At 71.7% G+C, this 13,531-nt stretch carries 13 protein-coding genes and 1 riboswitch; of the genes, 12 read left to right on the forward strand and 1 reads right to left on the reverse strand.

All coding sequences use genetic code 11. The annotated features are described in order from the left end of the window. Nucleotides 1-3 precede the first annotated feature (3 nt). From cobN to cobJ, 5 genes are read left to right on the forward strand one after another with little or no spacing between them, the layout of a single operon-like run. Complete coding sequence (gene cobN, locus PVW49_RS04855) at nucleotides 4-3,312, forward strand: cobaltochelatase subunit CobN (protein ID WP_274590026.1); 3,309 nt, start codon at nucleotides 4-6, stop codon at nucleotides 3,310-3,312. Continuing rightward, nucleotides 3,309-4,442, forward strand: a complete 1,134-nt coding sequence (locus PVW49_RS04860; protein ID WP_274590027.1) for a cobalamin biosynthesis protein CobG — start codon at nucleotides 3,309-3,311, stop codon at nucleotides 4,440-4,442. The genes cobN and PVW49_RS04860 overlap by 4 nt, the downstream gene beginning before the upstream one ends. Then, nucleotides 4,443-5,072, forward strand: coding sequence for a precorrin-8X methylmutase (locus PVW49_RS04865; protein ID WP_274590028.1), 630 nt, complete (start codon nucleotides 4,443-4,445; stop codon nucleotides 5,070-5,072). It begins immediately after the preceding gene. Next, entirely contained in the window at nucleotides 5,069-5,836 is a 768-nt protein-coding gene (gene cobI / locus PVW49_RS04870) for a precorrin-2 C(20)-methyltransferase (protein ID WP_074835188.1), read from the forward strand. Before PVW49_RS04865 ends, cobI begins: the two co-directional genes overlap by 4 nt. Then, a complete protein-coding gene (cobJ, locus tag PVW49_RS04875) occupies nucleotides 5,833-6,585 on the forward strand; it encodes a precorrin-3B C(17)-methyltransferase (RefSeq protein ID WP_274590029.1) in 753 nt (250 codons plus the stop codon). The genes cobI and cobJ overlap by 4 nt, the downstream gene beginning before the upstream one ends. On the opposite strand, the gene PVW49_RS04880 is transcribed toward cobJ, so the two are convergent. After that, nucleotides 6,558-7,313, reverse strand: coding sequence for a cobalt-precorrin-6A reductase (locus PVW49_RS04880; RefSeq protein ID WP_274590030.1), 756 nt, complete (start codon nucleotides 7,311-7,313; stop codon nucleotides 6,558-6,560). The genes cobJ and PVW49_RS04880 overlap by 28 nt on opposite strands. Between PVW49_RS04880 and cbiE the strand changes: the two genes are divergently transcribed. The 7 genes from cbiE (at nucleotide 7,312) to cobF (ending at nucleotide 13,509) form a co-directional block, all read left to right on the forward strand. Continuing rightward, nucleotides 7,312-8,520: a precorrin-6y C5,15-methyltransferase (decarboxylating) subunit CbiE gene (cbiE, locus tag PVW49_RS04885; RefSeq protein WP_274590031.1), complete on the forward strand. Its 1,209-nt coding sequence runs from the start codon at nucleotides 7,312-7,314 to the stop codon at nucleotides 8,518-8,520. The genes PVW49_RS04880 and cbiE overlap by 2 nt on opposite strands. Beyond that, nucleotides 8,517-8,897 (forward strand): cobalamin biosynthesis protein, encoded by a 381-nt coding sequence (locus tag PVW49_RS04890; protein ID WP_274590096.1) that lies wholly within the window; start codon nucleotides 8,517-8,519, stop codon nucleotides 8,895-8,897. The genes cbiE and PVW49_RS04890 overlap by 4 nt, the downstream gene beginning before the upstream one ends. Next, entirely contained in the window at nucleotides 8,894-9,706 is an 813-nt protein-coding gene (cobM, locus tag PVW49_RS04895; protein WP_074835195.1) for a precorrin-4 C(11)-methyltransferase, read from the forward strand. The genes PVW49_RS04890 and cobM overlap by 4 nt, the downstream gene beginning before the upstream one ends. Next, nucleotides 9,699-11,015 carry a cobyrinate a,c-diamide synthase gene (locus PVW49_RS04900; protein ID WP_274590032.1) on the forward strand — a complete coding sequence of 439 codons (1,317 nt, stop codon included), beginning with the start codon at nucleotides 9,699-9,701 and terminating at the stop codon, nucleotides 11,013-11,015. Before cobM ends, PVW49_RS04900 begins: the two co-directional genes overlap by 8 nt. Further along, entirely contained in the window at nucleotides 11,012-11,746 is a 735-nt protein-coding gene (gene cobA / locus PVW49_RS04905; RefSeq protein ID WP_274590033.1) for a uroporphyrinogen-III C-methyltransferase, read from the forward strand. Before PVW49_RS04900 ends, cobA begins: the two co-directional genes overlap by 4 nt. 33 nt (nucleotides 11,747-11,779) lie before the next feature. After that, nucleotides 11,780-11,961, forward strand: a riboswitch (cobalamin riboswitch). A gap of 57 nt (nucleotides 11,962-12,018) precedes the next feature. Further along, nucleotides 12,019-12,696, forward strand: coding sequence for an energy-coupling factor ABC transporter permease (locus PVW49_RS04910; protein ID WP_274590034.1), 678 nt, complete (start codon nucleotides 12,019-12,021; stop codon nucleotides 12,694-12,696). Between the two features lie 69 nt (nucleotides 12,697-12,765). Next, nucleotides 12,766-13,509: a precorrin-6A synthase (deacetylating) gene (cobF, locus tag PVW49_RS04915; protein ID WP_274590035.1), complete on the forward strand. Its 744-nt coding sequence runs from the start codon at nucleotides 12,766-12,768 to the stop codon at nucleotides 13,507-13,509. The last annotated feature ends 22 nt before the right edge of the window (nucleotides 13,510-13,531 follow it).

Consider the following 13,531-nt stretch of genomic DNA (forward strand, 5'->3'; position numbering starts at 1 on the left):
CCGGTGCACGTCGTCTTTCGCGAGAGCCACGGGCTGGAGGATACCGGCACGCCGGTCGACCTGGGGCAGGACCCGGCCGATCTCGTCGTGCTGTCGTTCTCCGACAGCGACCTCGGGGCTTTCGCCGCCGCCTGGCATCGCGGCGGCGGGCCGGCCGGGGCGCTGCCGACGCTGCGGCTGGCCAGCCTCGCGGCCTTGCAGCATCCGCTGTCGGTCGACACCTACGTCGAACAGACGCTGGCCGGGGCCAAGGGCATCCTGGTCCGACTGATCGGCGGCGTGCCCTATTGGGATTACGGTCTGCGCCAGCTTTCCGCGCTGGCGCAGTCGCGCGGCATCGCGCTGGCCGTGCTGCCGGCGGACGGCCGCGAGGATGCCCGGCTCGACGCGGTCTCGACCCTGCCGGTCTCGACGCTCCGGCGGCTGGCGCATCTCTGCGACACCGGCGGCGCGGTGGCCGCACAGGCGGCGCTGGCGCAGCTGGCGCTGGCCTCGGGGCTCTATGCCGCTCCAGTCCCCGGCTCCAAGGCGCTGCCGCCGATCGGGCTCTGGACGCCCGAGACCGGCGCGATGGCCCCCGATGCCGATCCGCCGCGCCCGGCACCGGTCCAGGACGGGCCGCTGGCGGGCCGCAAGCTTCTCTTGGTGTTCTACCGCTCCTATCTGGTGGCGGCCGACATGGCGCCGGTCGAGGCGCTGTTTGCCGCCTTCCGGGCCGCGGGCGCCGAAGTCATCGGGCTCTACGCACCCTCGCTCAAGCTGCCGGAACTGACCGAAGACCTGCGCGCCACGGTCAGCGCGCAATCGCCCGACGCCATTGTCAATCTCACCGCCTTTTCCGGCCGTGGCGCGGCCGGGGCCTCGGTGCTCGACGCCGCCGGCGTGCCGGTGTTTCAGGCGGCCCTCGCCACCTCGACGCACGCCGCCTGGCAAGCCGCCGAACGCGGGCTGTCGCCAGCCGATCTGGCGATGCATGTGGTGCTGCCGGAAGTCGACGGCCGGCTGATGGGTGGCGTGGTGTCGTTCAAGGCAGAGGCCGAGCGCGACCCCGACCTGCAATTCGCCCGCCGGCAACACAGGCCGGTGCCGGAGCGCATCGGCGCGCTGGTCGCGCGGGTCGGCGGCTGGCTGCGTCTCGCCGGGCGCGCCCCGGCGGAACGGCGGCTGGCGCTGGTGCTCTCGACCTATCCCGGCAAGCACTGGAACCTCGGCCATGCGGTGGGGCTCGACGCGCCCGCCTCGGCCAAGGCGATCCTGTCCGATCTGCGCGCGGCGGGCCACGATATCGCCGAGGCCGGCGATCTCACCTCGCGGTTGCAGAGCGACGCGATCAAACTGCCGCTTGCGGCCTATCACGATGCCCTCGCCCGCCTGCCCGAGCCGTTGCGCGACCAGCTTGCCGAGAGCTGGGGGCCGCCGGAGACGGATGCGCTCTGCCGTGACGGCGCCTTTCACTTTGCCGCCGTCGACCTCGGCGGCGCGCTGGTCGCCTTGCAGCCCGAGCGCGGCGAGACGCGGGCGCGCGACGACGACTACCACGATCTCTCGCGGGTGCCCCGCCACGGCTATGTCGCCTTTTACCTGATGCTTCAGAACCGTGCCGATGCGCTGATCCACATTGGCGCCCATGGCACGCTGGAATGGCTGCCCGGGAAATCCGTTGCCTTGTCCGAGACCTGCTGGCCCGAGGCGCTGACCGGCGCCTTGCCGGTGATCTATCCCTTCATCGTCAACGATCCCGGCGAGGCGGCGCAGGCCAAGCGGCGGATCGGCGCGGTGACGCTAGGCCATCTGCCACCGCCTCTGGCCGACAGCGACACGCCCGACCGGCTGGCCCATCTCGAGGCGCTGCTGGACGAGTTCTCCAATGCCGACGGGCTCGATCCACGCCGCCGCGACCGGCTTCAGGCCGATATCCGCGCCGAGGCGCAGGCGCGCGGCGTCGAGGACGACCTGGGCCTCGATCGCGCCAGCTCCACCGCCGAGGCGATCACCCGCATCGACCGCTTTGTCTGTGACATCAAGGAAAGCCAGTTCGGCGAGGGGCTGCATGTCTGGGGCCGCGCCGACAGCACCGATCCCTCCATCGCCGATGCCGTGGCGCAGGAACGGGCGGCGCTGCCGGCCGCGCTTGCCGGCCAGCGGATCGCGGGCGGGCCCTCGGGTTCGCCCTATCGCGGCCGCGCCGACGTGCTGCCCACCGGCCGCAACCTCTTTACCACCGATCCGCGTGCCGTGCCGACCCGATCGGCCTTTGCCCAGGGCGTGACACTGGCCGAAGAACTGGTGCGCCGGCATCTTCAGGACGAGGGCGACTGGCCACGCGGGCTGATCGTCGATCTCTGGGGCTCGGCCACCATGCGCACGGCGGGGGAGGAATTTGCCATGGCACTGCACCTGCTGGGTGTGCGGCCGGTCTGGGACGCCGGGTCGGAACGGGTCTCCGGCATCGAGGTGCTGCCGATCGCCGAGCTCGACCGGCCGCGCATTGACGTCACTCTGCGGGTCTCGGGCCTGTTCCGCGATGTCTTTCCGGCGCTGTCGGCGCTGTTTTCCCGCGCCGTGCGGGCCTTGGCGGCGCGCGACGAGGCGCCCGACTGGAACCCCTATGCCGGCCGCGAGGTCGGCGCGCGGGTCTACGGCCCGGCGCCGGGCAGCTTCGGGCTGGGGCTGGGCGATCTGCCCGACAGCTCCGGCGCGCCCGCCCGCGCCGCCGCCGGCGAGGCCTGGCTCCGGGCTTCAAGCTGGGCGCTGGACGGCGACAGCGCACGGCACGACAGCAGCGGCCTCCGCGACCGGGTGGCCGGGGCCGACAGCTTCGTGCACCTTCAGGACCTGCCCGAGACCGATCTTCTGCTGGCGGCCGATTACGCCGCGCATGAGGCCGGCTTTGCCGCCGCGCAGGGGGTGACCGGCGGCAACGCCCGGCTCTATCACCTTGACAGCACCCGCCCCGACCGGCCCCGTGCCCGCGCCCTGCCCGAGGAAATCGCCCGCGTGGTGCAGGCCCGCGCCGCCAATCCGCGCTGGATCGCCGGGATGCGACGGCACGGCTTTCGCGGCGCCGCCGAGATTGCCGCGACGCTCGAACATATGGCCGCCTTTGCCCATCTCGCCGGGGCGGTGGCGCCGCATCTCTTTGATCTCTACCATGCCGCGACGCTGGGCGACCCCGAGACCGAGGCCTTTCTGCGCGCCGCCAACCCCGGCGCCCATGCCGCGATGCAGGATCGGTTCCGCGCGCTCTGGCAGGCCGGACTCTGGCGGTCGCAGCGCAATTCCGTACTGGCCGAAATGGCGGCCGCGACATGAGCGCGCCGCTGGTCAAGGGCTGGTGCCCCGGCGCCCATCGTCCGATGCGCTCGGGCGACGGCTTGGTGGTGCGGCTGCGGCCGTTTCGCGGCGAGGTCTCGGCGGCGCAGGTGCTGGCGCTCTGCGATCTGTCGCGGCGCTACGGCTCGGGGCTGATCGAGCTGACCTCGCGCGGCAACCTGCAAATCCGCGGCGTCTCATCCGAGGATCACCCGGCGCTCTTGCAGGCGCTTGACGGCCACGGCCTGATCGACAGCGACCCGGCGCAGGAAAGCCGCCGCAACATCCTCGTCGCCCCCGACCGCGCGGCAGGCGACCTGACCGACAGGCTTTATGACGCGCTGCTGGCCACCCTGCCCGGCCTGCCCCCCCTGCCCGAGAAGATGGGCGTCGTGCTCGACACCGGGGCCCGGGCGGTGCTGGGCGCCGGCTCCGGCGATTTCCGGTTCGAGCTGGCCACCGACGGCGGGCTGATCCTGCGTGCCGATGGCGCGGCGCGGGGCCGGAGGATTGCCGAAGATGGCGCCATGGCCGCGATGACCGCGCTGGCGCAATGGTTCGTCGAGACCGGCGGCCACGCGGCCGGCCGGATGGCACGGCATCTGCGCCGCCAGCCCCTGCCGCAGTGCTGGCAGGAAGCCGCGCCACGGGCGCAATCCGCGCCGCCGGTGCCCGGCCCCGAGGCCGCGGATATGATCCTCGGCGCGCCTTTCGGCAGCCTGGAGGCCGCGGCGTTGGAGGCGGTGATGCGGAGGAGCGGCGCAGTGGCGCTGCGGCCGATGCTGGGCCGGCTGATCCGCCTGCGCCACGCCCGCGCCATCGCCGCGCCGGGCTTTGTCACCACGCCGGGCGCGCGGCTGCTCGAGGTGGACGCCTGCCCCGGTGCGCCGCTCTGCCCGCGCGCCACTGTCGACACCCGCGCTCTGGCGCGACAGCTCGCGCCGCGCACCCGTGGCCGCCTGCATGTCTCGGGCTGCGCCAAGGGCTGCGCCAATCCGCGCGCCGCCGATATCACCCTCGTGGGGCGCGATGGCGGCTTCGACCTTGTCCGCAACGGCACGGCGGCCGACCCGCCTGCGCGGCGCGGCCTTGCCCCTTCGCACCTCATTGACCTGATCGGGATGACCTGAATGCCCTACGATTACGAAAAGGATGGCGCCGCCATCTACAAGCAGAGTTTCGCGACGATCCGGGCCGAGGCCGATCTCGCCCGCTTCGACCCCGAGGAAGAGCCGATCGCGGTGCGGATGATCCATGCCGCCGGGCTGGTCGGCCTGGAGCGTGACATCCGCTTCTCGCCGGGCTTTGCCCGTGCCGCGCGGGCCGCGCTGGCCGCCGGTGCGCCGGTGTTCTGCGATGCGCGCATGGTCTCGGAGGGGGTCACACGGCCGCGCCTGCCGGCCGACAACGCGGTGATCTGCACCCTACAAGACCCGGCGGTGCCGGAACTCGCGCGCGACATGAACAACACCCGTTCGGCGGCGGCGCTCGAACTCTGGCGGCCCCGGCTCGCCGGCGCGCTGGTGGCGATCGGCAATGCGCCGACGGCGCTGTTTCACCTGCTCAACATGCTCGAAGACCCCAACTGCCCGCGCCCGGCGGCGATCATCGGCTGCCCGGTGGGCTTTGTCGGCGCGATGGAAAGCAAGGCGGCGCTCTGGCAGGCGCAGCCGGTGCCCTGCTGCATCGTCGAAGGCCGGCTCGGCGGCAGCGCGATCACCGTCGCAGCGATCAACGCCATCGCGAGCCGCGCGGAATGACCGTGCAGCAGGAGGTCCGGGCGGCGGCGGCGCAGGCGGTGAAAGGCACGATCTGGGGGGTCGGCCTCGGGCCGGGCGATCCCGAGCTGATGTCGGTGCGCGCCGACCGGCTGTTGCGTGGCGCCAGCCACGTGGCCTATTTCCGCAAGGCCGGGCGCAGCGGCCAGGCGCGGCGCATCGTCGAGGGGATGCTGCCCGACGGCGTGGTCGAGATCGCCATGGAATATCCGGTGACCACGGAAATTCCGCTGACCGATCCGCGTTACAACGCGCTGCTCTCGGCCTTCTACAGCGACTGCACCACGCGATTGCAGGCGCTGGCCGAGGCCGGGCACGATGTGCTGGTTCTGGCCGAGGGCGATCCGTTCTTCTATGGCTCCTTCATGCACTTGCATGCCCGGCTGCGCGATCTGGTGCCGGTCCAAGTGGTGCCGGCGATCACCGGCATGGGCGCGGCCTGGGCCGCGACCGATGCGCCGATCACCTGGGGCGACGACGTGCTTGCCACGCTGATGGGCACCTTGCCGGAAGAGGTGCTGGTGACCCAGATGCAGCAGGCCGATGCGCTGGTCGTCATGAAGATCGGCCGCAATATCGACAAGATCCGCCGCGCCCTGCGCCGCGCCGGCCGTTTCGAGGCCGCCTGGCTGGTGGAATATGCCGCCATGCCCGATCAGACCGTGCAGCGTCTGTCCGAGGCCGAGGAAAGGATCACCCCCTATTTCTCGATCATCATCGTGCACGGACAGGGGCGCCGGCCATGAGCGGCTGGCTTGTCATCGCCGGTCTCGGCCCCGGGGCCGATGGCCTCGTCACCCCCGAGGTCCGTGCCGCGCTGGCCGAGGCGACCGACGTGGTGGGCTATATCCCCTATGTCGCCCGCGTGGCGCCACGGCCCGGGCTGACGCTGCATCCCTCGGACAATCGCGTCGAGATCGACCGGTCGCGCCATGCGCTGGAAATGGCCGCCGCTGGCCGGCGCGTGGTCGTCGTTTCATCCGGCGATCCCGGCGTCTTTGCCATGGCCTCGGCGGTTTTCGAGGCGCTCGAAGCCGGGCCGCCCGCCTGGCGCGACCTCGAGATCCGCGTGCTGCCGGGGATCACCGCGATGCTGGCCGCCGCCGCCCGCGCCGGGGCGCCGCTGGGGCATGATTTCTGCACCCTCAACCTCAGCGACAATCTCAAGCCCTGGGCGCTGATCGAAAAGCGCCTGCGCCTTGCCGTCGAGGCCGATTTCGCCATGGCCTTCTACAACCCGCGCTCGAAGTCGCGGCCCGACGGGTTCCGCCGCGCGCTCGACCTGCTCAAGACCGCCTGCGGCGATGCCCGACCGGTGATCTTTGCCCGCGCCGTTTCAACCCCCGAGGAAGAGATCCGGGTGGTGCCGCTGCCGGAAACCACGCCCGAGATGGCCGATATGCGCACCCTGGTGATCGTCGGCGCCTCGACAACCCGGCTGATCGCGCGGCAGGGTGCGCCGATCGTCTATACCCCGCGTTCGGTGCGGGCATGAGCCAGCCAGCGCAGCACCTCCTCCGGGTCGTGGGTTTCCGGGCGCGGCGGGATCGCGGGCCGGTCGATCATGATCACCGGCAGGCCCAGCGCCCGCGCGGCGGCGATCTTGGCAAAGGCGCCGCTGCCGCCGGAATTCTTGGACACCACCACCTCGATCCCGTGCCGGTCAAGCAGCGCGGCATCGGCCTCCTGCCGGAACGGGCCCCGGTCGACGATCACCGCATGGTCGGGGAAGGCGGGCGGCGTGACCGGCGGATCGACCAGCCGCAGCAGGTAGAAATGCTGCGGATTGACGGTGAAGGCCGGCAGATGCATGCGCCCCACCGCCAGCATCACCCGCGTCGCCGGGGTGTCCAGCGCCGCCACCGCGCCGGCGATATCACTCACCCGCGTCCAGCGGTCGGCGGCGGTCTGCTGCCAGGGCGCGCGGGTCAGCGCGATCAGCGGCACCGCGCGCGCGTCACAGGCGGCGACGGCATGTGCGCTCATCTGTGCGGCAAAAGGATGGGTGGCATCGATCACATGGCTGATCCGCGCCTCGGCAAGATAGCGCGCCAGCCCCTCGGCGCCGCCAAAGCCGCCGATCCGCAGCGGCAGCGCCTGCGCCGCCGGATTGGCAACACGGCCGGCCATCGACACGGTGCCGCGCAGCCCGGCCTCGGCCAGCCTTTGGCACAGCCGCGTGGCTTCGAGCGTGCCGCCCAGCACCAGAAGGTTCGGTTGCATGTCTGAGGCTCCCTGGCTCACCATCGTCGGTCTCGGCGAAGATGGCCCGGACGGGCTCTGCGCTGCAAGCCGAAGCGCGCTGGCGCGGGCGGAAATCGTCTTCGGCCCGCCGCGTCACCTGTCGCTTCTGCCGGCGCGCGAAACCGCACCCGGGGCCGAGCGCTTGGACTGGCCGGTGCCCTTCGCCGACGGCGTGACCCGGCTGATGGGCCTGCGCGGACGGCAGGTGGTGGTGCTGGCCTCCGGCGATCCTTTCTGGTTCGGCGCCGGCGCGGTGCTGGCGCGGCGGCTGTCGCGCGGCGAATGGCGGGCCTTTCCTGGCCGCGCGACCTTTTCGCTGGCGGCGGCACGCCTGGGCTGGCCGCTGGAACGCACCGCCTGCCTCGGCCTGCACGCCGCGCCGCTGGCCCGGCTGCGGCCGCAACTGGCACCGGGGCGGCGGCTGATCGTCCTTCTGCGCGATGGCACGGCGGTGGCCGAACTCTGCGACTATCTCGTCGCGCAGGGCTTTGGCGCCACCGGGCTGACGGTGATGGAATGTCTCGGCGGCCCGCGCGAGCGCCTCACCGAGAGCTGCGCCGAGGCGCTGGCCGATCAGAGCTTTGCCGCGCCGGTCTGTGTCGCGCTGGAGGTGGCGGGGCAAGGCGCGGTACTACCCCTGGCCTCGGGGCGGCCGGACAGCTGGTTCGACAATGACGGCCAGATCACCAAGCGGCCGATCCGCGCGCTGACCCTCTCGGCGCTGGCGCCCCGGCCGGGTGAGCATCTCTGGGACATCGGCGGCGGCTCGGGCTCGATCGGCATCGAATGGCTGCTTGCCGATCCGAGCCTGAGCGCCACCACGATCGAGCCCCGCGCCGACCGGGCCGCCCGCATCGCCGGCAATGCCGCGCGTCTGGGTGTCGAGCGGTTGCAGGTCGTCACCGGCGCGGCGCCGGCGGCGCTGGACCGGTTGCCGCCGCCCGACGCGGTCTTTGTCGGCGGCGGGCTGGGGCCCGAGCTGCTGGCGCATCTGGTACGACTTCCCGGAGGTCCGCGCCTTGTCGCCAATGCGGTGACGCTGGAGACCGAGGCGCTGCTCGTCGCGGCACAGGCGGAACACGGCGGCGACCTGCTGCGCGTCGCGCTGTCTTCGGTGGCGCCGATCGGGCCGAAACGCGGCTGGAAATCGGCCTATCCGGTGGTGCAATGGCGGTGGGCGAGATGATCGTCGCGGGCTTCGGATTTCGCCGCGATGCCAGTGCGGCGAGCCTGCGCGATGCCTTTGACCGGGCGCGCGGGGATCATCCCGTATCCGGCCTCGCCACCGCCGCCGACAAGGCCGGCACGGCGCAGTTCCGCGCCTTGTCGGCGGCGCTCGGCCTGCCCGCCTGCCCCGTCGCGCCCGAGGCCCTGACGCCGCAGGCCACCCACACCCATTCGCCCCGCGTCGCGGCCGCGCGCGGCACCGGCTCGGTGGCCGAAGCCGCCGCGCTGGCCGCCGCCGGCCCCGGCGCGCGGCTGCTCGCGCCCCGGATTATCTCCGCAGACCGCATGGCCAGCTGCGCGCTGGCCATGTCTCTCCCCGAAGGACAGACCCAATGACCGTTCACTTCATCGGCGCCGGCCCCGGCGCCCCCGATCTTCTGACCCTGCGCGGCCGCGACATCATCGCCGCCTGCCCGGTCTGCCTCTATGCCGGCTCGCTGGTGCCCGAGGCGATCCTGCAACATTGCCCGCCGGGCGCGCGCATCGTGAACACCGCGCCGCTCGACCTCGACCGGATCATCGACGAGATCCGCGATGCCCATGCCGCCGGTCAGGATGTGGCGCGGCTGCATTCCGGCGACCTCTCGGTCTGGTCGGCGATGGGCGAACAGATGCGCCGGCTCAAGGCGCTGGACATCCCGGTCTCGGTCACCCCCGGAGTGCCAGCTTTTGCCGCCGCCGCCGCCGCGCTTGGCGCCGAGCTGACGTTGCCCGGGCTGGCGCAATCGGTGGTATTGACCCGCACCCCCGGCCGTGCCTCCTCGATGCCCCAAGGCGAGAGCCTGACCAATTTCGCTGCCACAGGCGCGACGCTGGCCCTTCACCTCTCGATCCAGAAAATCGCCCGGGTCGTCGCCGATCTCACCCCCGCCTATGGCGCGGATTGCCCGGTGGCGGTGGTCTACCGCGCGAGCTGGCCGGACCAGAAGATCCTGCGCGGCACCCTGGCCGACATCGAGGCGCAACTTGACGGCGGCATCACCCGCACCGCGCTGATCCTCGTCGGCCCGGCGCTGGCCGGCGAAGGCTTTGACGAAAGCTGCCTCTATGCCGTCGACTACGACCGGCGCTACCGGCCGCAGAGCGCCGACAGCCCCTGGACCGACTGGACCCCCGACGCCGAGGGAGCCGCGACACATGGCTGATGTTCCCGGCCTGCTGATCTCGGCGCCCTCCTCGGGCACCGGCAAGACTACCGTCATGCTGGGGCTGTTGCGGGCGCTGGCCGAGGACGGCTTGCAGGTGCAGCCGTTCAAATCCGGCCCCGACTACATCGATCCGGCCTTTCACCGCCCCGCCAGCGGCCGCCACAGCTTCAACCTGGACGGCTGGGCGATGGGCGCCGGTCTGTGGCAGGCGATTGCTTCGCAGGCCGCAGGCGCCGATATCTGCGTCGCCGAGGGCTCGATGGGGCTCTACGACGGCGTCGCCACCCGCGGCCAGCAAGGCTTCGGCTCCAGCGCCGAGACGGCGCTGGCGATGGGCTGGCCGGTGGTGCTGGTGCTCGACGTCAGCGGTCAGGCGCAGAGCGCCGCCGCCACGGCGCTGGGCTTTCGGACCTACAGGCCCGAGCTGCCCTTTGCCGGGGTGATCCTCAACCGGGTCGCCTCGCCCCGGCACGAACGGCTGGCACGGCTGGGGATGGAGCAGGCCGGTCTGCCGGTGCTGGGCGTGCTGCCCCGGCGCGGCGACCTTGCCTTGCCGGAGAGGCACCTGGGACTGATCCAGGCGGTCGAACATCCCGACCTCGAGGCCGCCATCGCCACCTATGCCGCCTTCCTGCGCGACCATGTCGACCTGGCCGCGCTGCGCGCCGCCGCGCGCGGCCTGCCGGTGCCGGGCGCCGCCGCCCTGCCGCCACCGCCGGCCCAGCGCATCGCCATTGCCCGGGATGCGGCGTTTTCCTTCACTTATCCGCATCTGCTTCAGGGCTGGCACGACGCCGGGGCCGAGATCCTGCCGTTCTCGCCTTTGGCCGACGAACCGCCCGATCCGCAGGCCGATGTGGTCTGGCTGCCCGGCGGCTATCCCGAGCTGCACGCCGGCCGGCTCGCCGCCGCCGAAAACTTCCGCGCCGGGCTGCGCCGCCACGCCGAGCGCCGGCCGGTGCATGGCGAATGCGGCGGATACATGGCATTGGGCGCGGCGCTGATCGACAAACAGGGCACAGCCCACCGGATGGCCGGGCTGCTGGGGCTGGTCACCAGCTACGAGACGCGCAAGTTCCACCTGGGTTATCGCCGCGCGACGCTGAAGGCGCCGATGCCAGGCCATGCGGTGGGCACCGCGCTGCGCGGCCACGAATTCCACTATTCCACCATCCTCGAGCAGCCCGACGCGCCGCTGGCGGCGGTCACTGATGCCGACGGCACGCCGGTGCCGGAAACCGGATCCCTGCGCGGCCGGGTCTCGGGCAGCTTCTTTCACCTCATCTCGGCCGAGGAGACGGCATGACGCAGGACACCCCCCAGGGCATCGTCAGCTTCGTCAGCTCCGGCCCCGGCGATCCCGAGCTGCTGACCGTCAAGGCGGTGGATCGGCTGGGCCGTGCCGATGCGGTGCTGTATGACGATCTGTCCTCCGGCCCGATCCTCGAGCTGGCCCGCAACGGCGCCGATCTTGTCGGCGTCGGCAAACGCGCCGGGCGGCCCTCGCCGCGACAGGATCACGTCAGCCGGCTGCTGGTGGATTACGCCCGCACCGGCCAACGCGTGGTGCGGCTGAAATCCGGCGACAGCGGTATCTTCGGCCGGCTCGAAGAGGAGATCACGGCGCTCAAGGCAGCCGGGCTCGGCTATGAGATCATCCCCGGCGTGCCTTCGGCCTGTGCCGCCGCCGCCGCCGCCGGCATACCGCTGACCCGCCGGCTCACCGCGCGGCGAGTGCAATTCGCCACCGGCCATGACATCAGCGGGACCCTGCCGGAAGACGCCAACCTTGCCGCCCTGGCCGATCCCACGGCGGTGACCGCGATCTTCATGGGCAAACGCACCTTTCCCGGCCTCGCCGCCAAGCTCATCGCCCAGGGCCTGCCGCCCGACACCCCGGCGCTGCTCGCGGAATCGGTCAGCCGCCCCGACCAGCAATTGACCCGGCACAGCGTCGCCAGCCTCGCCGAGGCGCTGGCCCGCGAAACCGGCGACAAGGCCGGGCTCATCTTTTTCGGTCCACTGGCAGAGGAGTAAGGCAGACAGATCACAGACGCCGGGGACAGCCCCGGACCACAAGGAAAGCATGGTGCGCCGCGCGAGTGGCCACAGGGAACCGGGTGCAACTCCCGGACTGCCCCCGCAACTGTAAGCGGAGAGTGCCGAGGAACGTCCCACTGGCCGCGAGGCCGGGAAGGGCCGAGGCGCGATGACCCGCAAGTCAGGAGACCTGCCATGTGCCCCCTTTTCCACGCCCGCACGGGCAATTTCCGCTGCCGGAGGGGCAGCATCACGAGAAAGGAACTGACATGCATATCGAACCCGGCGTCGTTGACGGCGCCAAGATGACCTTTGCCTACACCACCGCCGCAGGGGCGGCGACCTATACCGCCAAGCAGACCGTGGACGATCTGTCGCGCAGCAACTCCGGCGCCTTTGCCTTGCGGACTCTGCTTGCCACCATCGGCGCTCTGCTGTTTTTCGAAGTGCTTCCGAATTTCCCGGTCGGCATCTCGGAAGTGCATTTCATCCTCGGCTCGACTCTCTTCCTGTTGCTCGGCACGGCGCCGGCGGCGCTGGGCCTGGCGATCGGGCTGCTGATCCAGGGGCTGTTCTTTGCCCCCACCGACATGCCGATGTATTTCGTCAATGTCACCACGCTGCTGGTGCCGCTCTTTGCCGCCTCGGCGCTGGCGCGCCGGATCATCCCGCGTGACACCGCCTATGTCGATCTGGCCTACAAGGACATGCTCAAGCTCTCGGCCGTCTACCAGGGCGGTGTGGTGACCTGGGTCGCCTTCTGGGCGTTCTATGGCCAGGGCGTCACCGCCGCGACCTTCCAGTCGGTCTGGACCTTCGGCGCCGCCTACATGCTGGTGCTGCTGATCGAGCCGCTGGCCGACCTGGCCGCGCTGGCCGGGGCCAAGGCGCTGCGCGACACCGGCGTCGCGCGCCTGCTTGCACCGCGGCTCTACCGCTCGGCGTAACGCCGCACGGCCGCTGAACCGGTCCGGGGCGCGCACGCGCCCCGGACTTCTGCGTGAAAGGACATTCCGATGATCAAGGACCTCTGGCTGATTGGCATCGGCACCGGCAGCCCCGCCCATGTGACGCTGGAAGGCATGCAGGCGCTGCGCGAGGCCGCGATCATCCTGCTGCCGCTCAAGGGCGACGACAAACAGGATCTGGCGGCGCTGCGCTACGCCATCCTCGAGGCAGCGGGCAGCGACGCCGAGATTCGCACCTTCATCTATCCCGAGCGCGACCCGGCGCTGCCCTATGGCGCGCGCGTCAGCGCCTGGCATGACGAGATTGCCCGCCGCTGGATCGCGGCGCTCGGCCCCGAGACGCCGCCGGGCCCGGTGGCCCTGATGGTCTGGGGCGATCCGGCGCTTTATGACAGCACGCTCAGGATCGCGCGGCGGCTGACGCCCTGCCCGCGCCTGCGCGTTGTGCCGGGCATCACCGCCGTGCAGGCGCTCACCGCCGCGCATGCGATCCCGCTCAACACCGTCGATGGCCCGATCCGGGTTACCACCGGGCGGCAGCTCCGCAGCCATGGCTTCCCGGAGGGCGAAGAAACCCTGGTGGTAATGCTCGACGGCGCTTGCAGCTTCCGCGACCTCGATCCGACCGGGCTGCATATCTGGTGGGGCGCCTACCTCGGCAGCGAGGCGCAGCTGTTGCGCGCCGGGCCGCTGGCCGAGACCGCCGCCGATATCGCCACCACCCGGGCCGAGGCCCGCGCCCGCCATGGCTGGATCATGGACACCTATCTGCTGCGTCGGTCCCCTGCCTGAGACCGTCCCGTCGCGGCCGGCG

This window comes from Marinovum sp. PR37 (genome assembly GCF_028807375.1).
Lineage (GTDB): Bacteria > Pseudomonadota > Alphaproteobacteria > Rhodobacterales > Rhodobacteraceae > Marinovum > Marinovum algicola.

What these genes read in the sequence shown, in the direction of transcription:
- PVW49_RS04860 (WP_274590027.1), top strand. Translation starts at nt 3,309, where the DNA reads ATGAGCGCGCCGCTGGTCAAGGGCTGGTGCCCCGGCGCCCATCGTCCG.
- PVW49_RS04865 (WP_274590028.1), top strand. Translation starts at nt 4,443, where the DNA reads ATGCCCTACGATTACGAAAAGGATGGCGCCGCCATCTACAAGCAGAGT.
- cobI (WP_074835188.1), top strand. Translation starts at nt 5,069, where the DNA reads ATGACCGTGCAGCAGGAGGTCCGGGCGGCGGCGGCGCAGGCGGTGAAA.
- cobJ (WP_274590029.1), top strand. Translation starts at nt 5,833, where the DNA reads ATGAGCGGCTGGCTTGTCATCGCCGGTCTCGGCCCCGGGGCCGATGGC.
- cbiE (WP_274590031.1), top strand. Translation starts at nt 7,312, where the DNA reads ATGTCTGAGGCTCCCTGGCTCACCATCGTCGGTCTCGGCGAAGATGGC.
- PVW49_RS04880 (WP_274590030.1), bottom strand. Translation starts at nt 7,313, where the DNA reads ATGCAACCGAACCTTCTGGTGCTGGGCGGCACGCTCGAAGCCACGCGG.
- PVW49_RS04890 (WP_274590096.1), top strand. Translation starts at nt 8,517, where the DNA reads ATGATCGTCGCGGGCTTCGGATTTCGCCGCGATGCCAGTGCGGCGAGC.
- cobM (WP_074835195.1), top strand. Translation starts at nt 8,894, where the DNA reads ATGACCGTTCACTTCATCGGCGCCGGCCCCGGCGCCCCCGATCTTCTG.
- PVW49_RS04900 (WP_274590032.1), top strand. Translation starts at nt 9,699, where the DNA reads ATGGCTGATGTTCCCGGCCTGCTGATCTCGGCGCCCTCCTCGGGCACC.
- cobA (WP_274590033.1), top strand. Translation starts at nt 11,012, where the DNA reads ATGACGCAGGACACCCCCCAGGGCATCGTCAGCTTCGTCAGCTCCGGC.
- PVW49_RS04910 (WP_274590034.1), top strand. Translation starts at nt 12,019, where the DNA reads ATGCATATCGAACCCGGCGTCGTTGACGGCGCCAAGATGACCTTTGCC.
- cobF (WP_274590035.1), top strand. Translation starts at nt 12,766, where the DNA reads ATGATCAAGGACCTCTGGCTGATTGGCATCGGCACCGGCAGCCCCGCC.